Source organism: Agrobacterium sp. 22-209-1 (assembly GCF_053522485.1).
Genome location: NZ_JBNWCH010000003.1, coordinates 599102 through 622091, shown reverse-complemented (window position 1 = coordinate 622091; position 22990 = coordinate 599102). Strand labels below are relative to the sequence as shown.

The window sequence follows — 22990 nt, the reverse complement described above, 5'->3', positions numbered from 1 at the left end:
TCCTCGGGACAAGCCCGAGGATGACGGCGGAAGTTTCTTTTCACGTCAGCAAAAAGGGCGTTCCCGGATTCCCGAAAACGCCCTTTTCATTTACTTGATCAGCGGCAGTAGATCGTTGATCGACTTCTTGGCGTCACCATAGAACATGCGGGTATTGTCCTTGTAGAACAGCGGGTTCTCGATACCGGAATAGCCGGTGCCCTGGCCGCGTTTGGAGACGATGACGAGCTTCGACTTCCACACTTCCAGAACCGGCATGCCGGCGATGGGTGAATTCGGGTCGTCCTGTGCCGCCGGGTTGACGATGTCGTTGGAGCCGATGACGATGACGACGTCGGTGCTCGGGAAATCGTCGTTGATCTCGTCCATTTCCAGCACGATGTCGTAGGGCACCTTGGCTTCGGCGAGCAGCACGTTCATGTGGCCGGGAAGACGGCCTGCCACCGGATGGATGGCGAAACGCACGGTCTTGCCGTCGGCGCGCAGCTTGCGGGTCAGTTCCGACACGGCCGATTGCGCCTGCGCCACCGCCATGCCGTAACCGGGCACGATGATGACACTGTCGGCGTCGTTGAGTGCTGCGGCCACGCCTTCGGCGTCGATCGCCACCTGCTCGCCCTCGATTTCCATCGTCGGGCCTGTCGTACCGCCGAAGCCGCCGAGGATGACCGAGATGAAGGAGCGGTTCATCGCCTTGCACATGATGTAGGAGAGGATCGCACCCGATGAGCCGACCAGCGCACCGGTGACGATCAAGAGATCGTTGCCAAGCGTGAAGCCGATGGCCGCCGCCGCCCAGCCGGAATAGCTGTTCAGCATCGAGACGACGACCGGCATGTCGGCGCCGCCGATGCCCATGATCAGGTGATAACCGATGAAGAAGGCGGCGAGCGTCATCAGGACGAGCGTCCATGCGCCGGCGCCATTGCAATACATGATGAGCAGCAGGAGCGAGAGGATCGCAGCACCGGCGTTCAGAAGATGCCCGCCGGGCAGCTTCTTCGCCTTGCCGTCCACCTTGCCGGCAAGCTTGCCGAAGGCGACGACCGAACCGGTGAAGGTGACCGCACCGATGAAGACGCCGAGGAAGACCTCGACCTTCATGATCGCCAGTTCCACCGGCGTCTTGTGGGCAAGAATGGCGGAAAAGCCCGTCAGCAGCGAACGTGCGGTCTCATCGAGCGAGGCGACATGCGCTTCCTCGATATGGGCGTTGAAGCCGATGAAGACGGCGGCAAGGCCGACGAAGGAGTGAAGGGCCGCCACAAGCTGCGGCATTTCAGTCATCTGCACCCGGCTTGCGACGAAGTAGCCGAGAACCGAGCCGCCGGCCAGCATCAAGAGCACGACGAGCCACTGCCCGACGCCCTTGCTGATTTCGGGGCCGAAGACGGTGGCGATGATGGCGAGGCCCATGCCAACGATGCCGTACCAGACGGCGCGCTTAGCGCTTTCCTGTCCGGAAAGACCGCCGAGCGAGAGGATGAAAAGAACGGCTGCGGCAACATAGGCCGCGGAAACGATACCAATGGTCATTTATTTAAATCCCCGCACGCTCAGGACTTCTGGAACATGGCGAGCATGCGCCGTGTCACGAGGAAACCGCCGACGATGTTGATCGTCGCGATCAGGACCGAAAGCGAGGCAAGGATCACCACCAGCCAGTTGCCGGAACCGATCTGCAGCAGTGCACCGATGATGACGATGCCGGAAATGGCATTCGTCACCGCCATCAGCGGGGTGTGCAGCGAGTGGCTGACATTCCAGATGACCTGGAAACCGATGAAGCAGGCGAGCACGAAGACGATGAAGTGGCTCATGAAACTTGCCGGTGCAAAAAGACCGACGAGAAGCAGAAGCGCGGTACCGACGACCAGCAGCCCGACCTGGCTTTTGGTCTGCGCCTTGAACTCGGCCCGTTCTTTCGCGTGTTTTTCCTCAGGCGTCAGCTCTTTGGCGCGTTCCTTCGGCTTCTGCGCGGCAATGGCCTGGATTTTCGGCGGCGGCGGCGGGAAAGTGATCTCGCCCTGATAGGTGACGGTCGCGCCGCGGATGACATCGTCTTCCATATTGTGAACCGGCTTGCCGTCTTTTGCGGGCGTCAGATCGGTCATCATGTGACGGATGTTGGTGGAATAGAGCGTCGAGGCCTGCGCCGCCATGCGGCTCGGAAAATCGGTGTAGCCGATGACGATGACGCCATTGTCGGAAACCACACGCTGGTCGGGGACCGTGAGGTCGCAATTGCCGCCGCGTTCTGCGGCGAGGTCGATGATGACCGAACCCGGCTTCATCATCGCCACCATGTCGGCAAGCCACAGCTTCGGGGCGTCGCGGCCAGGGATCAGCGCGGTGGTGATGACGATATCGATCTGCGGCGCCAGTTCGCGGAACTTCTCAAGCTGCTTCTCGCGGAATTCCGGCGAGGAGGGGGCGGCATAACCGCCGGTGGCGGCGCCGTCCTGCTGCTGATCGGCGAAATCGAGATAGACGAACTCAGCGCCCATGGATTCGATCTGTTCGGCCACCTCAGGGCGAACGTCGAAGGCATAGGTGATGGCGCCAAGCGATGTGGCCGTACCGATGGCGGCAAGACCGGCGACGCCTGCGCCGATGACCAGAACCTTGGCGGGCGGCACCTTGCCGGCGGCGGTGACCTGGCCGGTGAAGAAACGGCCAAAATTATTGCCGGCCTCGATCACGGCGCGATAACCGGCGATATTGGCCATGGAAGACAGGGCGTCCATTTTCTGGGCGCGGGAAATGCGCGGCACCATGTCCATGGCGATAACGTTTGCGCCCTTTTCCTTGGCCTGCTCCAGAAGGTCCTTGTTCTGGGCGGGATAGAAAAACGAGATCAGCGTCTTGTCGGAAGACAGCCGATCAATCTCTGACGTTTCCGGTGGGCGAACCTTGGCGATGATGTCGGAACCGGTGTAGAGCGCCTCAGCGCTTTCGACCACCGTCACGCCTGCCGCGCGATAGGCGTCGTCGGAAAAACCGGCCGCCTTGCCAGCGCCAGCCTCGATCACGCAATCATATCCGAGTTTTTGCAAAGCCAGCGCGCTGTCCGGCGTCATGGCGACACGCGCTTCGCCTTCATAGAGTTCCTTAGGTGTCCCGATTCTCAAAACTGCTCTCCCATTCCCGTCCTGATAAGCCGTCATAGCCCATTTCGAGTATTTTTGTCTTGTTCTTGCTGTTTTTCTACCTGCGGCGGATTGACATCAGGGAAAAGGCCATTTGGGGCGGTCACGGTACGGCGGCAATAAAAAACCCGGCGCCGAGGCGCCGGGTGACTGTTTCGGGTGCTTTTCGCTCAATCCATGGCGTGGATATCGCGATCCTTGGTTTCCGGCAGGAACAGCAGGCCGACGACCAGCGTGATGCCTGCAAAGATGATCGGGTACCAGAGACCATAATAGATATCGCCCTTCGCCGCGCTCATCGCAAAGGCGGTGGCCGGCAGAAGGCCGCCGAACCAGCCGTTGCCGATGTGGTATGGCAGCGACATGCCGGAGTAGCGGATGCGGGTCGGGAACAGTTCGACCAGAAGGGCCGCAATCGGGCCGTAGACCATCGTCACGTAGATGACGAGGACGGTCAGCACTGCGATAATGACGACCCAATTTACGGCGGCCGGGTCGGCTACCATCGAGAACGCGCCGCCGCCGGCAATGGTATAGACGGCCATTTCCGCCGCACCGCCGGTCTCGGCAGGCGTCAGCAGCTTGTCAGCCACCAGCTTGTCGGTCGCCACCATCTTCTTGTCGGTGGCGCGGACCGCATCGGCATTGAGGCCGAGTTCTGGGTTTGCGGCGATGAAGGCGTCCAGTTTCGCATCCGGCACCTGTGCTGCACCGCGTACCAGCGGATAACCGCTGTCATGCATTGCGATATTGACTTGCTTCTGGAAGGCCTTGTCCTTCGCGGAAGCATCCGCGCCAGCCGCAATCGCATCGTAGCTGGGGATGGTGGCGTTGCCGATCTTCACGCTTGCCGGTTCGCCGGCGGCCCCCGCAACCACGTCATAGGGCACGGAATTGCGCGTCAGGAACGAGGTGGCGATATCGCAGGATGTGGTGAATTTCGCAGTGCCCGTCGGGTTGAACTGGAACTTGCAGTCGCCCGGCGCCGCAGTCACGGTGGCGCGTACGGTGGACTGGGCCTCGGCGAGCGCCGGGTTGCCCGCCCAGGTGAGCGCCTTGAACAGCGGGAAGTAGGTCAGCATGGCGAGGATGAGGCCGGCCATGATGATTGGTTTGCGGCCAACCTTGTCGGAAAGCCAGCCGAAGATCACGAAGAAGCTGGTGCCGAGGACGAGTGCGATGGCAACCATGATATTGGCCGACTGGCCGTCCACCTTCAGAATGCTCTGCAGGAAGAACAGGGCGTAAAACTGGCCCGTATACCAGACGACGGCCTGACCGATGACGGCGCCGATAAGTGCGATGATCGCGATCTTGGCGTTCTTCCATTGGCCGAAGGCTTCGCTCAGCGGCGCCTTGGAGGTCTTGCCCTCTTCCTTCATCTTCTTGAAAGCGGGCGATTCATTCATTTTCAGACGAATCCAGACTGAGACACCAAGCAGCAGAACGGAAACGAGGAAGGGAATGCGCCAGCCCCAGGCGGCGAAGGCTTCCTTGCCGAGCGCGAACTGCACGCCGAGAATGACCACCAGCGACAGGAACAGGCCGAGCGTCGCCGTGGTCTGGATCCACGAGGTGTAATAGCCCCTGCGGCCGTTCGGCGCGTGTTCGGCGACGTAAGTTGCCGCACCGCCATATTCACCGCCGAGCGCCAGACCCTGAAGCATGCGCAGCGCGATCAGAATGATCGGAGCGGCGATGCCGATCTGCGATGCGCCGGGCAGGACGCCGACGAGGAAGGTCGAAACGCCCATGATGAGGATGGTGATGAGGAAGGTATATTTGCGGCCGACAATGTCGCCCAGACGGCCGAATACCAGCGCGCCGAAGGGGCGCACGAGGAAGCCGGCGGCGAAGGCAAGCAGCGCGAAGATGTTGCGCGTCGTTTCCGGATATTGGCTGAAGAAGTTCGCGCCGATATAGATCGCGAGCGAGCCGTAGAGATAAAAATCGTACCATTCGAAGACTGTTCCGAGAGAAGAGGCGAAAATCACCTTCTTCTCTTCGCCCGTCATTGGACGGGCGGCGCCGCTCACGGCTGCAATATCTGCCATTGTCTGTCCTCCACAGATGTCCCAATCGACGCATTGCGGAGCCCAGCTCTCTCCTCTGGACTCAACCTTTCGGCTGCAATGCGCGGACCATGAGAGTGACAGAAAATTAACCCCAGTAAGAGCGATGCTTTCGGATTATGACTTTAGTCTAATATAGAGCGTCCCGAAAATGTCGCGGGGCTGATTACAGCTTGTTTGCGCAAGCGCCTTTTTTCTTGACACAACCGAGAAACCTTCTAATAGCTTCTCGCGAAGAAGGAGCATCACCTTGCGCATGCATGTTGCAGACATGTTCGTCATGGAAGGACCGGCACAATTGGCCGGCGATGATCCGCGCCTTTCTCGTTCTACCCGAATTACGGCCAAAACGACGATTAAAACCGTCTAACGTCTCTGGCCACCGCTCTCTCCCCGGTTTGGCTGGGGATCGAGGAAGCCGCGATCTGATGCGGGTTCCCACCTCACCAAAAAGAGGAGAGACAGAAAGAGAGCTTGATCATGGGTTTCAAAGTTGCAATTGCAGGCGCCACCGGCAACGTCGGTCGCGAAATGCTCAATATCCTGGCCGAACGCGGTTTCCCCGCCGATGAAGTCGTGCCGCTCGCTTCCGCCCGTTCGCAGGGCACGGAAGTCTCTTATGGCGACCGCACGCTGAAGGTCTCGAACCTCGAGAACTACGATTTTTCCGACACGGATATCTGCCTGATGTCGGCCGGCGGCGATGTGTCCAAGAAGTGGTCGCCGAAGATCGGCCAGCAGGGCTGCGTCGTCATCGACAACTCGTCCGCATGGCGCTACGATCAGGACGTTCCGCTGATCGTTCCGGAAGTGAACGCCGATGCGGTTGCAGGCTTCACCAAGAAGAACATCATCGCCAACCCCAATTGCTCCACGGCACAGCTGGTCGTTGCGCTGAAGCCGCTGCATGACTTCGCCAAGATCAAGCGCGTCGTCGTCTCCACCTACCAGTCGGTTTCCGGCGCCGGCAAGGAAGGCATGGACGAACTGTTCCAGCAGACCCGCGCTGTCTTCGTGGCAGATCCGGTGGAAGCCAAGAAGTTCACCAAGCGCATCGCCTTTAACGTCATTCCGCATATCGACGTCTTCATGGAAGACGGCTACACCAAGGAAGAATGGAAGGTTCTGGCCGAAACCAAGAAGATGCTCGATCCGAAGATTAAGGTAACCTGCACGGCCGTGCGTGTTCCGGTCTTCATCGGCCATTCGGAATCGGTCAATATCGAGTTCGAAAACGAGATCACTGCCGATCAGGCGCGCGACATCCTGCGCGAAGCGCCGGGTTGCCTCGTCATCGACAAGCACGAAAACGGCGGCTACATCACCCCGGTTGAATCCGCCGGCGAGGACGCGACCTATATCTCGCGCATCCGCGAAGATGCGACGGTCGAAAACGGCCTCAACCTGTGGGTCGTTTCCGACAATCTGCGCAAGGGTGCGGCTCTCAACGCTGTGCAGATCGCCGAACTCCTGATCAATCGTGGTTTCATCAAGCCCCGCAAGGCGGCAGCCTGATACGATTTTTTAAGGTTCGTTAAGTATAACCCGTCTGTTCTGTGTGGGGCAGGCGGGTTTCATAATTGGCGACGATCACGGCCAGTTTATTTGCAGGCCTTGCTGCCGAAAGGCAATTTAGGCCGCCAAAAGACAGTTTTGGCACCTGAATCATACAGTATTGACGGTTTGGTTCTCGGGAAAAACTCCCCAAAGTATATCGAAGGCAGATTTTGATGCGGGCAATGAAGGTAATTCTGGCTGGTGCGGCCATGGTTTCGGTTCTGGCAGCGGCGCCGGTGATGGCTGCGCAATGCGGCAACACTTCGGCGGGCTTCGATGCCTGGGTCAGAGCCTTCAAGCAGGAAGCGACGGGCCGCGGCGTCAGCGCCTCGGTGCTCGACCGTGCTTTCTCCGGCGTCTCCTACAACCAGGCGACAATCCGCGCTGACCGCGGCCAGCACAGCTTCAAGCTGTCCTTCGAACAGTTCATGCAGAAGCGCGGCGGTCAGACGATCATCTCGCGCGGCAAGACGATGAAGAAGAACAATGCTTCTCTCTTTGCGTCCATCGAGCGCGCCTATGGCGTGCCGGCCGGTCCGCTGCTCGCCATCTGGGGCATGGAAACCGGCTTTGGCGGCTTCCTTGGCAACCAGCATACGCTTTCCGCCGTGGCGACGCTGTCCTTCGATTGCCGTCGTTCGGATTATTTCACCGAACAGCTTTATGCGGCCCTCAAGCTCGTCGGCAGCGGTTCGCTGAACGTCAATGCCAAGGGTGCTGCCCATGGTGAAATCGGCCAGACGCAGTTCCTGCCGCTGAACGTCGTGCGTTACGGCGTCGATTTCGACCGCGACGGCCGGATCGATCTCGTCGGCTCGCGCGCCGACGCGCTGGCTTCCACCGCGAACTTCCTCGTCGGCCATGGCTGGCAGCGCGGCGCCGGTTATCAGCAGGGACAGGCCAATTACGCGGCCATCCAGGGCTGGAACGCCGCCAGCGTCTATCAGCAGGCGATTGCGTTTATCGGCAAGGCGATCGACGGCCAATAAGGCCGTTTTCTAAGAGCCAAAGTTTCACTTCCGTCATGCCGGACTTGATCCGGCATCCAGCCACGGCGTGTCTGACAGAGGTTCCCTGCATGATCGGCGTCATCCTCGGGCTTGACCCGAGGATCCACAACCTGACGCGCAATGGATCCTCGGGTCAAGTCCGAGGATGCCGAAGGAGAGGTTGGTAGCCGACGGAGAGTTTGGTAACCGTTGGTACCTGTGGCTGATACGACCTCGTCGCTCCTTTAACCTAAAACCTGTTTATCACAGGTCTGGACGACGAAAGTCGCCCGTTTTGCCGTCCATCACCCACAATTCGCCGGTTGAAATATCGAACCATGCGCCGTGCAGTTTCACCTTGCCGGCGGTTTCCTGCGCCTTGACGAAGGGGAAACCGCGCAGGTTTGCGATGGAATTACGGATCGAGACCCGTTCCAGCGCGGTCTGCCGCTCGGAAGCGGTCATGACGTCGTTGCTCTGGATTTGCGAGGCGGCGGACTTGACCATGTTCATCCACTTGCCGATGAAGTCGCCGGGAGACAGCGGCTCGAGATTGGGATCGAGCGCCGCCTGAATGCCGCCGCAGCGGCCGTGACCCATGACGACGATATCCTTCACCTTCAGAACCTGAACGGCGTATTCGATGGCCGCCGAGGTGGCGTGGTACTGGCCGTCGGGCTCGAAAGGCGGCACCATGTTGGCGACGTTGCGGACGACAAAAAGCTCTCCCGGTCCGCAGTCGAAAATGGTTTCCGGCGCGGAGCGGGAGTCACAACAGGCAATGAACAGGGTCTGCGGTTTCTGTCCGGTATCTGCCAGAACGCGGTATCTTTCGCGCTCATCGGCGTAGCGGCCGCTCATGAAGCTCTTGTAGCCGTTGAGAAGGTTTTCCGGAAAATCTTTCATCTATCGCATTACCGTTGTGGTTGGACCGAGATCAAGAGAAGAACTCGGTGCGTTGAAGACCAATCCTTTGGAGCATTCGCGCTGTTCTTCGAACCGCGATATTGCTCCAACTCCTTTTTGCCGCATTTCCTGACGGAAAACCGAGGTCCAGCCTGGAAATGCTCTAGCCGCTATTTGCGCTTGCTGCGCGAAGGATGCAAGAGATGACGCATCTGCACCATGGCCATGGGTGTGGAGAGGCTTGAAGAATCCGTTTCCAGCGTCAGTTCGTTCATGTCGCGTTTTTTGGTGCGGGCCAGAATTTCGAAGACGCTGGCGGTTGCGAGCTGCAGCGCCTTTTCGTCATCCACGCCTTCCAGCAGACGGGCGAGGAATAGCGCCGACATCAGGTCGCCGAGGCCGTTCGGCGCATTCTCGATGGCGCGATGTTCGGCAAGCAGTGCGTGGCGGCCGCTGAGATAAAGATTGCCGGTGCCGCCCGTCATCATCGGGACGGCTGAGGTGACCAGCATTTTCGGGGGGCCGAGTGCGAGCGCGGCATCCATGATGGCATTGTTGGTCTCAAGTTCCGCGCCGCTCATCCAGGCCAGTTCATAACGGTTTGGCGTGGCGACGGTGGCAAGCGGGATGAGGTGATCGCGGATGGCTTCCGCTGTTTCAAGCGGAATGTAAAGCCCGCCAAGATCGCCCATGACCGGGTCACAGGCATAAATCAGCGATGGGTTCTTTTCCTTCAGATTGCGGATCAGCCTTGCGACGGAGCGCACCTGCGCCGCGCTGCCGAAATAACCGGTCAGGACAGCCTTGACCTCGCCGATCCATTTGGCGTTTTCGAGGTCGGTCATCGCCTTGTCGAAATCGTCGTCCTGAAAGCGCATCCGGGTGGAAGGGCCGTGGCCGGGATGCCAGGGCATGACGATGGTGGGCACCGCCCAAACCGGATAACCGAGTGTCTCCAGCGCAAAGACAGCGGCACGATTGCCGACGGAGCCACGCATGACATGGCTGGAAATGACGATGACGGCGCCCTGTGTATTTTCCTGCATCACGGCCTTCTTGCTTTCAAACGAGGCAGAAAGCCCGCAAGTGCACCCCGCCTTGCCACTGCCCAAAGATCAAGATGCGCTCTCATGACATATCGCAAGGCCGGTTTCCACCGTTAATCCCGCAAGGGTCTGTCCCGCAAAAGCATGGCGCTGTCAGGTTCTTGTCTCTGCCAGCACTACCTGCCTGTCATTGCGAGATTGCCGAAGTACTCTATAGTTGTACCATGCTCGATCTCGTCATTGCCTATTGGCCGCATATCCTTGCCGTTCTCTCGATTTTGATGGGAACCGTGGCCGCCGTGCATGCCACGATGACGAAGGAGGAGGTCCGCTCCGCGCTCGGTTGGGTCGGGGTTATCGTGCTGTCGCCCATCGTCGGCGCGGTCATTTATGCCATTGCCGGCATTAACCGCATTCGCCGGTCCAACATCACGCAGCAACGGTCCTTCATGCAGGACGAGATCATGGATCGCGTGGCGCGTCTGGACGCCAGCGGCGAGACGATAGCCGCGCGCTTCGGGCGCCGTTTCGAGGCGATGAAGACGCTGGGTGACCGGGTAACCCGCCATGCGCTGACGACCGGTAACGGCATAGAGCCGCTGGTCACGGGGGATGCCGCCTATGCCGCCATGCTGGAGGCCATTGGGGAAGCGAAGCGGTCGATCATTATCGAAACCTATATTTTCGATAATGACCGGATCGGCGCGCGTTTTGTCGCCGCGCTCGAAAGGGCGAAGGTCCGTGGCGTGGAGGTGCGCGTGCTGGTGGACGCGGTGGGTGCGCGTTATTCCGTGCCGAGCATCCTGCCGACGCTCAGGGAAAAGGGCATCGTCTGCGATGTCTTCAACGGCAATGTCATCATGGGATTGCGGCTGCCCTATGCCAATCTGCGTACCCACCGCAAGATTCTTGTGGTGGACGGTCGCATCGCGTTCAGCGGCGGCATGAATATCCGTGAGGGGTTCACAGAGGAATTCGGCGGCGAAAACCGGTCGCAAGATACGCATTTCAAGATCACCGGGCCGGTTGTATCGGATTTTTTCTCCATCGCGGCGGAGGACTGGCGGTTCACGACAAGGGAGCTTCTGGATGCGCCAGTCTGGGATATCGCCATTCCCGACGGCGTGCCGGGTTCGCAAATCGTCGCCCGCGTCTGCTCCTCGGGGCCAGACAAAAGCATCGAGACCAGTCACAAGATGCTGATGGGCGCGTTTTCCGTCGCCCGCTCCTCCATTCTCATCATGTCGCCCTATTTTCTCCCCGATAGGGAGCTTATTTCAGCGCTCATAACCGCAGCAAGGCGGGGAGTGGTGGTGGATATCATCGTGCCGAAAAGCAACAATCTGGTGCTTGTGGACAGGGCGATGACGGCGCAGTTCGACCAGATGCTGAGGAACTATTGCCGCATCTGGCGGGCGACAGGGACTTTCAATCACTCCAAGCTTCTGGTGATTGACGGGCGCTGGAGCTACATTGGCTCTTCCAATCTCGATCCGCGTTCGCTGCGATTGAACTTTGAGATCGATCTCGAAGTTATGGATGAGGAATTCGCCGCGACAATCGGCGAGCGCATCCGGGATGCACGGGCAACCGCCTTGCCCGTGCGGCTCAGCGAACTGAATGCGCGGCCATTCGTTGTCCGTTTTGTGGAGCGTGTCCTGTGGCTCGCTTCGCCTTATCTTTAGTGTGCGGTGCGTCCGGCAGGGCGCTGCGCGAGACCGGAGGCATAAACGCGTGAAAAAGAACGGTTTGCTGGATGATGAAAAAGCGGCCTTGACGAAAAACACCAGCCTGTCCGCCTTCGTCATGCAGTCGCTGCGCGACCGCCGCCAGCGCCAGAATGCGGCGCCAGCGACCAAAGATCATTCCTTCCCCGTCATCGCCTCCTACAATGTGCATAAATGCGTCGGCCGCGACCGCAAGTTCGATCCCGACCGCACGAGCCGCGTCATTCAGGAAATCGGCGCTGATATCATCGCCCTTCAGGAAGCGGACAGCCGTTTCGGCGAGCGCACGGGCCTGCTCGATCTCGCCCGGCTGGAGCGGGAAAGCGGCCTTATTCCCGTGCCCGTGCAGGCCGGCGTGAAGGCCCATGGCTGGCACGGCAATGTCGTGCTGTTCAAGGAAGGCGCGGTCAGGGATGTGCATACGCTGAAATTGCCGGGGCTGGAGCCGCGCGGTGCGCTCGTCGTGGAACTGGACCTGAAAAGCGGCGGCACGCTGAGGGTCATCGCCGCCCATTTCGGGCTTCTCAGACATTCCCGCGCCCAGCAGGCAAAAGCACTGATCAGCCTTCTCGAAGCGCGCAATGAATGCGCGACCGTTCTCATGGGAGACCTGAACGAATGGCGCCTCGGAAATGGTTCGTCGCTCAATACGTTCCGGGATGCTTTTGGCGCTTTGCCGCCAGCTGTGCCGAGCTTTCCGTCCAACCTGCCGGTGCTGGCGCTCGACAGGATCATTGCCAATCGTGAGGGGTTGATCGAGCAGGTGGAGGCGCATGACAGCGCGCTGGCGCGCATCGCCTCGGACCATCTGCCGCTGAAAGCGGCGATCCGGACCGACCTGTTTCCGGCCTGAGCCGCTACCCTATCCGGCGCGACTGGCAGTCCTTCACGCCGTCGTCAACTGGCCCCTTCTCGAACGGGCTTCGAGCAGCGAGGTGCGGATGGCTTCCATCAGCCGCTCCCGGTTGTTCCGGGTTTTGCCCCTGTCGAGATTTTGCGCGGAAAGGGCGAGATCAAGCCCCTCATGCATCACAATCGAATAGGCAACGGTGGTTGCCCAGCTCTCGTAATCCTGCTCCATCATGTCGCCCCTGAACTAAATCATTTAGTCCGAATCACCCTGATTTCGAAAATTACCACAAAATATAAAGCATAAAATAGCATTGTTTCTTTCAGCGCTGGTTTAGCCTTGCGGATATATTGCCTTTTGTCAGTTTTAATGCAGCGCAATATGAGTGTGATCTCTACTTAACTATTTGAAACAGATTCTATTTCAGCGATGTCGCATGAACGTCCCAACCATGAAAAACGCCGCGCATCTTGGGATGCGCGGCGGGCTTGCGTCGAAGGTTGCGGTGGATGGGAGTGTGGTCTTAGCCGGCCTTTTCGAGCTTGTAGTCCGAATTGGCCGGTTCTTCTCGGCTGTGCTGGATGAGCGGACGGTTGCCCGCCAGTTTGCGCACCAGCACGTAGAAGACCGGTGTCATGAAGATGCCGAAGAACGTCACGCCGATCATGCCGGAGAAGACGGCGACGCCCATGGCCGCACGCATTTCCGCACCGGCACCTGTCGAGACGACCAGCGGCACCACGCCCATGATGAAGGCGAGGGAGGTCATCAGGATCGGGCGCAGGCGAAGCCGGCTTGCCTCGATGGCCGCCTGAAGCGGTGTTCGTCCTTCGAATTCCAGCTCCCGGGCGAATTCCACGATCAGGATCGCGTTTTTCGCCGAGAGACCGACAAGGACGACAAGGCCGATCTGCGTAAAGATGTTGTTGTCCCCTCCCGTCAGCCAGACGCCCGTGAGGGCCGCAAGCACACCGAGCGGGACGATCAGGATGATCGCAATCGGCAAGGTGAGGCTTTCATATTGCGCGGCGAGCACGAGATAGACGAGCAGCAGCGCCAAGGGAAAGACCACGATGCTGGAGTTGCCTGCCAGGATTTGCTGGTAGGTCAGGTCGGTCCATTCGTAATCGATGCCGGCGGGCAGGTTCTCGGCAAGGATTTTCTCCATAGCCGCCTGCGCCTGTCCCGAGGAGAAGCCCGGCGCCGGGCCGCCGTTGATATCGGCCGCAAGGAAGCCGTTATAACGGTTGGTGCGCTCCGGCCCCGTCGTTGCATCCACCTTCAGCAGCGTCGACAGCGGGATCATCTGGCCGGTCGCCGAGCGAACCTTCAGGCGGCCTATATCTTCGGCATGGGCGCGGAATTGCGAATCTGCCTGCACGCGAACGCTGTATGTGCGTCCGAAGGCGTTGAAGTCGTTGACATAGAGCGAGCCGAGATAGATCTGCAGCGTCTGGAAGACGTCGCTGACGGAGACGCCCAGCTGTTCCGCCTTGGCGCGGTCGAGATCGGCGAAGAGCTGCGGCACGTTGATCTGGTAGCTGGAGAAGATGCCTGCCAGCTCCGGGGTCTGATATGCCTTGGCAATCACGGCCTTCGCGGCTTCATCCAGCGTCTGGTAACCGTAACCGGCGCGGTCTTCGATCTGCAGCTTGAAGCCGCCTGTCTGGCCGAGACCGTTGACCGGCGGCGGCGGGAACATGGCGATGAAGGCATCCTGAATGCCGGCGAACTTCTGGTTCAGCTGCATGGCGATGGCACCGCCGGAGAGTTCCGGTGTCTTGCGCTTTTCGAAATCATCGAGAACCGCAAAGACGATGCCGGAATTGGAGCCGATGGTGAAGCCGTTGATCGACAGGCCGGGGAAGGCGATGGCGTGGCTGACACCGGGCGTTTCCATGGCGATCGCGCTCATCCGCTTGATCACACTTTCGGTGCGATCGAGCGTTGCGCCATCGGGAAGCTGGGCGAAACCGATCAGATACTGCTTGTCCTGCGCCGGCACGAAGCCGCTCGGGACTGTCGTGAACATGCCGTAGGTGGCGGCCACCAGCGCCATATAGACCATCATGACAAGGCTCTTGCGCGTCACCAGCCCGCCGACAGTTTTGCCGTAGCCGTTGGAGGCGGCACCGAAGGCGCGGTTGAAGCCGCGGAAGAACCAGCCGAAGATTTTGTCCATGAAACGGGTGAGCCAGTCTTTCGGGGCACCATGTTCCTTCAGCAGCAGGGCCGCAAGCGCGGGTGACAGCGTCAGCGAGTTGATGGCCGAAATGACGGTCGAGATGGCAATCGTCAGCGCGAACTGCCGGTAGAACTGACCCGACAGGCCGGAAATGAAGGCAAGCGGCACGAAGACGGCGACCAGAACCAGCGCAATGGCGATGATCGGGCCGGAGACTTCACGCATGGCTTTATAGGTGGCATCTCGCGGTGAGAGCCCGTTTTCGATGTTTCGCTCGACGTTTTCGACCACCACGATGGCGTCATCCACCACGATGCCGATGGCAAGCACAAGGCCGAACAGCGTCAAGGCGTTGATGGAGAAGCCGAAGGCATACATGACGGCGAAGGTGCCGATGATCGAGACCGGAACGGCGATCAGCGGAATGATCGAGGCGCGCCAGGTCTGAAGGAAGAGGATGACCACAAGCACCACGAGGCCAACGGCCTCGAGGAGTGTATCGACAACCTTTTCGATGGAGGAGCGCACGAATTTCGTCGTATCGTAGACGATCTCGTATTTCACGCCATCGGGCATTGCCAATTGCAGATTATCCATGGTCGCGCGGACATTGTCGGCGATTTCGATGGCGTTGGAACCGGGGGCCTGGAGCACGGCCACTGCCACGGCCGGCTCACCATCGAGCAGCGAACGCAGCGTGTAGTCTGCTGCTCCGAGTTCGATGCGCGCGACATCGCGCAGGCGGGTGATTTCGCCGTTCGCACCGCTCTTGACGATGATGTTGCCGAATTCTTCCGGCGTCGTCAGACGGCCTTGGGCATTGACGTTGAGCTGCAGGTCGACACCATTCGGGCTTGGGGAAGCGCCGATGACGCCGGCTGCGGCCTGCACGTTCTGCTGGCGGATGGCGTCGGAAACATCGCTTGCGGCCAGATCATGCTCGGCAACCTTCTGCGGGTCGAGCCATACGCGCATGGAATAGTCGCCTGCGCCGAAGACCTGCACCTGGCCGACACCTTCGATGCGGGCGAGGCGATCCTTGACGTTCAGCGTCGCATAGTTGCGCAGATAGGTGATGTCGTAGTCGTCGGTTTTCGAGACGAGGTTGACGACCATGATGAAGTCCGGCGAACTTTTGACGGTGGTAATGCCGAGTGCGCGCACTTCCGCCGGCAGCCGCGGTTCGGCCTGCGACACGCGGTTCTGTACCAGCTGTTGCGCCTTGTCGGGGTCGGTGCCGAGCTTGAAGGTCACGGTCAGCGTCAGCACGCCGTCCGATGTCGCCTGGCTGCCCATATAGAGCATGTCCTCGACGCCGTTGATCTGTTCTTCCAGCGGTGTCGCGACGGTTTCAGCGATAACGGTCGGGTTCGCACCGGGATAGGTGGCGCGCACGACGACAGATGGCGGAACGACTTCGGGATATTCCGAAATCGGCAGGGCGCGCATGCCGAGAAGGCCTGCCACCACAATCAGGATCGACAACACGCCGGCGAATACCGGCCGGTCGACAAAAAATCTGGAAATATTCATATCCAGTCCCTCTCCGGGTCTTTGGGAATGCGAAGGCCGTTCCGGCGGCAATCCTGCCGCCGGTGAAGGCCGGTTCTGTCTAAAGGGGGCGTCTCGCGACAGCGCGGGACGCCTGCTGATCAAAGGGGCGGGTTACTGCGAAGCAGCAACCTTGTCTTCCGTCTGCGGTGCGATGGTCGCGCCGGGGCGAATGCGTTGCAGACCGTTGACGACGATCGTATCGCCGGCGGCAAGGCCGCTTTCGATGATGCGCTGGCCGTCGGCCGGTGCGCCCGGCTTGATCTGGCGGTAGCTCACCTTGTTTTCGGCGTCCACCACGAAGACGAACCGCTTGTCCTGATCCGTGCCGATGGCCCGGTCGCTGATGACGATGCGGTTTTCCGGCTTCGGTTCACCCATGCGTACCCGCACGAACTGGCCGGGGATCAGCCTGCCGTCCGGATTTTCAAAGACGGCGCGGACACCGATGGTGCCGCTTGCCGAATCCACCTGGTTGTCGATCAGGTGCAGCGTACCCTTGATCGGCGTACCCTCATCCGAAAGCGTGCCGATTTCCACCGGGATCTGTTCGAGGGCGGGCAGGGCGTCATCGGTTTTCGGCAGTTCGGCAAGCGCCCTGGCTACAACGCCTTCGCTGGCGTTGAAGCTGGCATAGATCGGGTTGACCGATACCAGCGTCGTGAGCGCCGGCGAGGTAGAGCCGGCAGCGACGAGGTTGCCGGCGGTGATTTCGATCCTGCCGACCCGGCCGGAAACCGGAGCGCGGATTTCGGTGTAACCGAGATCGAGCTCAGCCGTGGTGAGTGCTGCGCGGGCAGCGCGAAGCTGGGCTTGCGCATCCGCAAACGAGCTTTGCCGCTGGTCGAGATCGCTCTGGGAAATGGTGCGGTTGTCGGAAAGCCGGCGGCCACGCTCCAGTTCCGTTTTTGCAAGGCTTACCTTGGCTTCGGCGGAAGCGACCTGTCCTTCAGCACCGGCAACAGCGGCCTGATAGGGGGCCGGGTCGATGGTGAAGAGCGGGTCGCCTTCCTTGACGAGCGCACCTTCGCGGAAATGCACGGCCTTGATCTGGCCGGCGACGCGGGAGCGGATCTGCACCCGGTCGACGGCTTCGAGACGGCCGGAAAATTCTTCCCAGCGCATCACGTCGCGGCTTTCCACCTTGGCGACGGTGACCGGGATTGCCGGTGTTTCAGCCGGCGTGGAAGCGGCCGTCGCGTCACGGCTGGTGGGGAGGTCGAAAAACAGTGCTGCGGCTGCAACGGACATGGCAAGCCCGATACCGGCGCCCGTCAGGGCCCGGCGCTTTGTGTTCAGCGTCATGGGTATCTCCTTGGCCCCCGATCGGGAGCAGGTCGTTCATAAATAAATGCGAATTTTCAGTGTTTTAACTGGTCAACGAAAGTCTTGAACTCCGAACAGACGGATGAGACCCATCCGCCGCCCTCTCCTTGATAAAGCCCCGTCCAGCCGATGCCGGCGGGGAAAACATGGCTCCGGACGCTGACACCCGAGGCGATGAGGCGGTCTCCATAATTGACCGTTTCGTCGCGCAAAGGGTCATCCTCGGCGGTAAAGATCAGCGCCGGCGCCACCCGGTTCAGCCGCGTGCACTGGCAGGGCGCGGCATAGGGGTGGAAAAACCCGCACGCCTTGGCAAGGTAATGGCTCCAGCCATCTGCCCAGCGCTGGCGCATGCCGATCCTGTCCGCGTTGCGGAAGGATTCCGTCGTCATCATCGGGTCGATCATAGGCGACAGAAGAATCTGGCCTGCGAGTTTGCCCGGCATGCGGTCACGGGCCTTCAAGGCAAGCCCCGCCGCCACATTGCCGCCAGCCTCTTCGCCGGCCACGAACAGCAGCGATTTCGCGCCGCCATAATGTTTACGATCCCGGCTCAGATGATCGAGCGCCTCATAGGCGCAGTCGATAACCATCGGAAACTCGTTGCCGGACGGCTTGCTATAGTCGGCTTCCACGACTACCGCGCCGCTTTCGGCAAGCGCGCGGGCCACCGGAAGCTCGGGGCAATTACCGCCCGGCTCCAGACCGGGTTGCAGAAACGATCCGCCGCGCAGGTAAAGCACCACGGGCGGCTGGCTGCAAAGCTTTGCACCCTCATATCGGCGCACGGAAAGCTGGGATGCGAGGCCCCCGCAGCTTTTGATGTTTTCCCAGTGCGCGTTCATCTGATCCGGTCCCGTGCACCACCATGAGAGGCGCACCATATTTGCAAAATCTGAAATTCATATTATTGTTCGGAGAAAAACGATCAAGTGGTCTAAAATGAAAACACTATTCCATAAAGACGGATAATCTCATCATGGATCAGCTCTCCGCCATGCGGGTTTTTACGCGGGTCGTGGAAACCGGCAATTTCAGCCGCGCCGCGACAGCGCTGAATATGCCGAAGACCACCGTCACCAACATGGTGCAAGCGCTGGAGGCGCATTTGCACACCACACTTCTCAACCGCACCACGCGCCGGGTGATGCTGACAACGGACGGTGCTCTCTATTATGAGCGGGCCTCACAGATTTTATCGGAAATCGAAGAACTTGACGGCAGCATGTCCAGCGCACAGGTGCAGCCCTCCGGCCGGTTGCGGGTGGAAATGGCCGGTGTCTTCGCGGACTTGGTGGTTATCCCACATCTTTGCGAATTTTACCAGCGTTATCCGCAAATCCGCCTCGACCTCGGTGTCGGTGACCGTCTGGTCGATTATATAGCGGAGAATGTCGACTGTGCGCTGCGCGTCGGCGTGCTGCGCGATCAGTCGCTGATTGCCCGTAAAGTGGGCGAACTCCGGTTCGAGACATTCGCCTCGCCGTCCTACATCGAAAATTTCGGCATGCCGCAAGAGCCGGAGGATCTGGAGAAGGAACATTATTCGGTGGGCTACCTCAATGCCACCACCGGTCAGATCATGCCGGCCTCCTTCGATAACGGTGTGCGCAGCGTCGAGTTGACCCCGAATTATGTCGTCTCGGTCAATGACAGCCGTACCTATCTCAATGCCGCGCTGGCCGGCATGGGTATCGTGCAGCTTCCCGTCTTCATGGTAAAGGATGCGCTTTCGCGGGGAGAACTGGTGCCGGTGCTTTCCGAATGGCGACGGGAGGCGATGCCGATCTATGTGGTTTACCCGCAGACCCGGCATGTAACCAACAAGGTGCGCGTTTTTGTCGACTGGCTGGCCAAATTGGTGCACGGCCTGGTCTGAGGCGGCCAGTCACCGCCCGACCCTTGCTGCGACAAAATCGATGAAGGCGCGAACGCGGGCGGCCAGGTGTTCATGACCGGCATAAACCGCGTGGATCACTTCCATTTCCTCGGCATTGTAGTCTTCCAGAACCGGCACGAGCAGGCCCGCCTCGATATCCGGCTCGATATGAAATTCGCCGACCCTTCCCAGCCCCAGGCCCGTCAGGCAGAGCCTTCGCATGGCCATGCCGCTGTTGACCGAGACGTTGCCCTTGACAGGCAGGCGGTAGACTTGCGCAGAGCCGGGGTTGCGAAACGGCCATTCGTTGAGGCTGCGGCTGAAATTGAAGCTGAAGCAATTGTGCCGCGCCAGATCCTGCGGTTTTTCCGGCATGCCGTGTCGTTCGATATAGGCGGGGGAGGCGACGATGACGCGACGGACTTCCTTCAGCTTTCTCGCCTTCAGCGATGAATCTCCCATGGCGCCCGAGCGGATCGCAATGTCCGTGCGTTCCTCGATCAGCCTGATGACGCCGTCGGTCAGGGAGATATCCAGCTCGATTTCCGGATAAAGCGACAAAAATTCCGGCGCCAGCGGCAGGAGATAACGTTCGCCGAAGCCCAGAGTGGCGTTAACGCGCAAAAGGCCTCGCGGCACCACCTTGCCGCCGCTCGCCACGATCTGCTCGGTCTCGGCTATGTCGGCGAGAATGCGCCTTGCCCGGGCCAGATAGACTTCACCTTCCGGTGTGAGCGTGACAAGCCGGGTGGAGCGGGCGAGCAGCCGGGTGCCGAGGCGGTCTTCGATGCGGGTGACGAGCTTGCTGACGGCGGACGGCGAAAGCTGCAGCCTACGCCCGGCGGCGGAAAAGCTGCCGAGTTCGGCCGCCGCCACGAAGACTTCCATTTCTCCGGCCCTGTTGTCCATCGCCGCACCGCCTGTGAAATAAATTCAAAGGTATTTGTCCCACCTTGCCGATTATCATGCAAGTCCTCTTCGCCCATATTGCGTCCATAGATTTGATCCAACCGGACAGCATCGCTGTCCAAATGATCTAAACCACAGCATCGCTGTCCAAATGATCCAAACCGACAGCGTTGCTGTCCAGAACGCCCGCGATCTCGCTCCGGGCGAAGAGGTATTCGTCATGCCATTGGCCATATTTGCCCTGACGATCGCGGCCTATGCGATCGGCACCACGGAGTTCGTGATTGTCGGTCTTCTGCCGACGGTCGCGACCGATCTTCACATCACCCTGCCGCTCGCCGGCCTCATTGTCAGCGTCTACGCGCTGGGCGTCACCTTCGGTGCGCCGATCCTGACGGCGCTGACGGGCAGGATCGAAAGAAAGCCGCTGCTGCTGGGCCTGATGGCCCTGTTCATCATAGGCAACAGCGCTGCGGCCCTGTCGCCGAGCTATGAGATGCTGCTTGTCGCCCGCGTCATCGCCGCTTTCGCCCATGGCGTCTTTTTCTCGGTCGGTTCCACCATCGCCGCCGATCTCGTGCCGGAAAACCGTCGCGCTTCCGCCATTGCGATGATGTTCATGGGGCTCACGGTCGCCATCGTCACCGGCGTTCCGCTCGGCACCTATATCGGGCAGGTCTTCGGCTGGCGCGCCACCTTCTGGGCCGTCACCGCCCTTGGCGTCATTGCTTTCCTGGGCATTGCCGCGCTTCTGCCAAGCACGCTCAAAAAGGCGCCGCCGGCGAGCCTCTTCGATCAGGTTCGTGTTCTCGGTTCCGGCCGGCTGCTCATCGTTTTCGCCATGACCGCGCTCGGCTACGGCGGCACCTTCGTCGCCTTCACCTTCCTTGCACCGATCCTGCAGGATGTGACCGGCTTTTCGGAAAAGAGCGTCAGCCTGATCCTCGTGCTTTATGGCGTCGCCATTGCAGCCGGCAATATCGGCGGCGGCAGGATCGCCAACCATAACCCGGCCAAGGCGCTGATCGGTCTTTTCCTGGCGCAGGCCATCGTGCTGCTCGTCTTTTCCTTCACCGCCTTCTCGCCGATGCTGGCGCTCATCACGCTTGCGGCGCTTGGTTTCCTGTCCTTCGCCAATGTTCCCGGCCTGCAGCTTTATGTGGTGCAGCTTGCCAAGGAGCATCGCCCCGGTGCCGTCGATGTCGCCTCGGCGCTCAACATCGCCGCGTTCAACTTCGGCATCGCCATTGGCGCATGGCTTGGCGGTCTGGTGGTGGAATCGCCGATGGGTCTTGCCGCAACCCCCTGGGTCGGCGCCATCCTCGTCGCCGTCGCCCTGCTGCTCACCCTCTGGAGCAGCGCACTCGACCGCCGCGCCGCGCTGACGCTGAAAACCGCCTGAGCTTTCACAAGATTCCCGGCCATACCCCAAGCTGGCCGGATAACCCCAAAGGAGAAAATATATGTTTGATGTCACCGCGAATGGCGTTTCGATCCCGGCGCTCGGCTTCGGCACGTTTCGTATCCCCGGCGCCGATGTGCTGCGCATCGTTCCCCATGCGCTGAAGGCCGGCTTTCGCCATATCGATACCGCCCAGATCTACGGCAACGAAGCCGAGGTCGGCGAAGCCATTGCTGCGTCGGGCGTGGCGCGCAGCGAGGTGTTTCTCACCACCAAGGTCTGGGTCGAGAATTACAGGCACGATGCCTTCCTCGCCTCCGTGGATGAGAGCCTGAAAAAGCTGAAGACCGACTATGTCGACCTGCTGCTGCTGCATTGGCCGAATGAGGCGGTTTCGCTTGCCGAACAGATCGGCGCGCTGAACGCGGTGAGGCAGGCCGGCAAGGTTCGCCATATCGGCGTTTCCAATTTCAGCACGGCGCTGATGGCCGAGGCGGTGAAGCTGTCCAGGGCCCCGATCGTGACCAACCAGATCGAATACCACCCCTATATCGATCAGGATGTGGTTATCGCCGCGGCAAAGGCCGCCGGCATGTCGGTGACGGGGTATTACGGCATGGCCGATGGCAAGGTCTTCACCGATCCGGTGCTGAAAGAAATCGCCGCAGGCCGTGGCAAGTCGGTGGCGCAGGTGGTGCTGCGCTGGCTCGTGCAGCAGCCGGGTGTCGTCGCATTGTCGAAAACGGTCAGCGAAGCCCGCGTCGATGAAAATCTCGCCATCTTCGACTTTGAACTTTCTGCCGATGAAATGGCGGCGATCCATGCGCTCGCCGGACCGGATGGCCGCATTGTGTCGCCGGACGGGCTTGCGCCTGTCTGGGACGAAGCTGCCTGACAATGAGAGCCGGGGAGGGAACGCCCTTCCCGGTTTTCTTAGTGTGAGAAATCTTCGCGCATTGCGCATGGCGATGCGCATCACAGCCCATAGAAACGATGCATCTCACATCGGACGTGGTGACGATTTATCCGTCTTTTTTTTGGGAAACTGGAGCGGGCGAAGGGATTTGAACCCTCGACCCCAACCTTGGCAAGGTTGTGCTCTACCCCTGAGCTACACCCGCTCAAATCCACCGGTCCGGGGTAGTTCGCTGAACCGTGGGCCGCCAAGTGGCGACGGGTGCTATATCGCTCAATCGTTTTTGGAATGCAATAGTTTCTTTTGCGGTTTCGGTGGAAATCCGCCTGTGTGCGGATTTATCCGAAATCTGGCGGCCATTACGGGCGCAAGCGCAGGGAATTTCCGCTGAAGATGTTGTTTCAGTTGGTTTTTATCTCCCTATGACGGGGGTGGCGGCCGGCGGGAAGGCCAGAAAATAACCTGTTTACATTTGGTTAAAATCTGATTCGACAAGTGATTCGTTCGGGTGTACAAATTGCCTGTC

At 60.1% G+C, this 22990-nt stretch carries 17 protein-coding genes and 1 tRNA gene; 7 read left to right on the top strand and 11 right to left on the bottom strand.

Annotation, left to right across the window (positions count from 1 at the left end):
• Positions 1-90: 90 nt before the first annotated feature.
• The 3 genes from ACQZ48_RS10880 to ACQZ48_RS10870 all read right to left on the bottom strand — a co-directional run bounded on the left by ACQZ48_RS10880 (position 91) and on the right by ACQZ48_RS10870 (position 5203).
• Positions 91-1536, bottom strand: coding sequence for an NAD(P)(+) transhydrogenase (Re/Si-specific) subunit beta (locus tag ACQZ48_RS10880; RefSeq protein ID WP_443388267.1), 1446 nt, complete (start codon positions 1534-1536; stop codon positions 91-93).
• A 20-nt stretch (positions 1537-1556) separates the two neighbouring features.
• Positions 1557-3131, bottom strand: a complete 1575-nt coding sequence (locus tag ACQZ48_RS10875; RefSeq protein WP_191217814.1) for a Re/Si-specific NAD(P)(+) transhydrogenase subunit alpha — start codon at positions 3129-3131, stop codon at positions 1557-1559.
• A 188-nt stretch (positions 3132-3319) separates the two neighbouring features.
• The gene (locus tag ACQZ48_RS10870) at positions 3320-5203 is read right to left on the bottom strand and encodes an MFS transporter (protein ID WP_191217815.1); all 1884 of its coding nucleotides are present in this window, start codon (positions 5201-5203) and stop codon (positions 3320-3322) included.
• Between the two features lie 498 nt (positions 5204-5701).
• Here ACQZ48_RS10870 and ACQZ48_RS10865 point away from each other — a divergent pair, with 498 nt between their 5' ends.
• Together ACQZ48_RS10865 and ACQZ48_RS10860 are read left to right on the top strand one after the other, a co-directional pair.
• The gene (locus ACQZ48_RS10865) at positions 5702-6736 is read left to right on the top strand and encodes an aspartate-semialdehyde dehydrogenase (RefSeq protein WP_142913601.1); all 1035 of its coding nucleotides are present in this window, start codon (positions 5702-5704) and stop codon (positions 6734-6736) included.
• 215 nt (positions 6737-6951) lie between these two features.
• Positions 6952-7767, top strand: a complete 816-nt coding sequence (locus ACQZ48_RS10860) for a lytic murein transglycosylase (RefSeq protein WP_077981372.1) — start codon at positions 6952-6954, stop codon at positions 7765-7767.
• A gap of 264 nt (positions 7768-8031) precedes the next feature.
• Here the strand turns inward: ACQZ48_RS10860 and ACQZ48_RS10855 are convergent, their stop codons facing one another.
• Together ACQZ48_RS10855 and pdxY are read right to left on the bottom strand one after the other, a co-directional pair.
• Positions 8032-8673: a carbonic anhydrase gene (locus ACQZ48_RS10855; protein WP_077981373.1), complete on the bottom strand. Its 642-nt coding sequence runs from the start codon at positions 8671-8673 to the stop codon at positions 8032-8034.
• Positions 8674-8843: 170 nt separating this feature from the next.
• Positions 8844-9719 (bottom strand): pyridoxal kinase PdxY, encoded by an 876-nt coding sequence (gene pdxY / locus ACQZ48_RS10850; RefSeq protein WP_077981374.1) that lies wholly within the window; start codon positions 9717-9719, stop codon positions 8844-8846.
• 224 nt (positions 9720-9943) lie between these two features.
• On the opposite strand from pdxY, the gene ACQZ48_RS10845 reads away from it, so the two are divergent.
• Positions 9944-11404, top strand: a complete 1461-nt coding sequence (locus tag ACQZ48_RS10845) for a phospholipase D-like domain-containing protein (RefSeq protein WP_142913672.1) — start codon at positions 9944-9946, stop codon at positions 11402-11404.
• Between the two features lie 49 nt (positions 11405-11453).
• Positions 11454-12299: an endonuclease/exonuclease/phosphatase family protein gene (locus tag ACQZ48_RS10840; protein ID WP_077981596.1), complete on the top strand. Its 846-nt coding sequence runs from the start codon at positions 11454-11456 to the stop codon at positions 12297-12299.
• Between the two features lie 33 nt (positions 12300-12332).
• On the opposite strand, the gene ACQZ48_RS10835 is transcribed toward ACQZ48_RS10840, so the two are convergent.
• The 4 genes from ACQZ48_RS10835 to ACQZ48_RS10820 all read right to left on the bottom strand — a co-directional run bounded on the left by ACQZ48_RS10835 (position 12333) and on the right by ACQZ48_RS10820 (position 18203).
• Complete coding sequence (locus ACQZ48_RS10835) at positions 12333-12530, bottom strand: hypothetical protein (RefSeq protein ID WP_191217816.1); 198 nt, start codon at positions 12528-12530, stop codon at positions 12333-12335.
• A 289-nt stretch (positions 12531-12819) separates the two neighbouring features.
• Positions 12820-16014 (bottom strand): efflux RND transporter permease subunit, encoded by a 3195-nt coding sequence (locus ACQZ48_RS10830; RefSeq protein WP_077981376.1) that lies wholly within the window; start codon positions 16012-16014, stop codon positions 12820-12822.
• A 132-nt stretch (positions 16015-16146) separates the two neighbouring features.
• Positions 16147-17337, bottom strand: a complete 1191-nt coding sequence (locus ACQZ48_RS10825; protein ID WP_077981377.1) for an efflux RND transporter periplasmic adaptor subunit — start codon at positions 17335-17337, stop codon at positions 16147-16149.
• Positions 17338-17393: 56 nt separating this feature from the next.
• On the bottom strand, positions 17394-18203 hold the full coding sequence (locus ACQZ48_RS10820; RefSeq protein ID WP_077981598.1) for an alpha/beta hydrolase fold domain-containing protein: 810 nt from the start codon (positions 18201-18203) through the stop codon (positions 17394-17396).
• Positions 18204-18337: 134 nt separating this feature from the next.
• Here ACQZ48_RS10820 and ACQZ48_RS10815 point away from each other — a divergent pair, with 134 nt between their 5' ends.
• Entirely contained in the window at positions 18338-19237 is a 900-nt protein-coding gene (locus tag ACQZ48_RS10815) for a LysR family transcriptional regulator (RefSeq protein WP_003522616.1), read from the top strand.
• Positions 19238-19246: 9 nt separating this feature from the next.
• Here ACQZ48_RS10815 and ACQZ48_RS10810 read toward each other — a convergent pair whose 3' ends face one another.
• Positions 19247-20146: a LysR family transcriptional regulator gene (locus ACQZ48_RS10810; RefSeq protein ID WP_077981378.1), complete on the bottom strand. Its 900-nt coding sequence runs from the start codon at positions 20144-20146 to the stop codon at positions 19247-19249.
• Between the two features lie 220 nt (positions 20147-20366).
• On the opposite strand from ACQZ48_RS10810, the gene ACQZ48_RS10805 reads away from it, so the two are divergent.
• Both ACQZ48_RS10805 and ACQZ48_RS10800 read left to right on the top strand, forming a co-directional pair.
• Positions 20367-21548 (top strand): MFS transporter, encoded by a 1182-nt coding sequence (locus ACQZ48_RS10805; protein ID WP_142913673.1) that lies wholly within the window; start codon positions 20367-20369, stop codon positions 21546-21548.
• 61 nt (positions 21549-21609) lie between these two features.
• Complete coding sequence (locus tag ACQZ48_RS10800; protein ID WP_077981380.1) at positions 21610-22443, top strand: aldo/keto reductase; 834 nt, start codon at positions 21610-21612, stop codon at positions 22441-22443.
• A gap of 151 nt (positions 22444-22594) precedes the next feature.
• Here ACQZ48_RS10800 and ACQZ48_RS10795 read toward each other — a convergent pair.
• Positions 22595-22669: transfer RNA gene (locus tag ACQZ48_RS10795), tRNA-Gly, on the bottom strand.
• Positions 22670-22990: the final 321 nt, after the last annotated feature.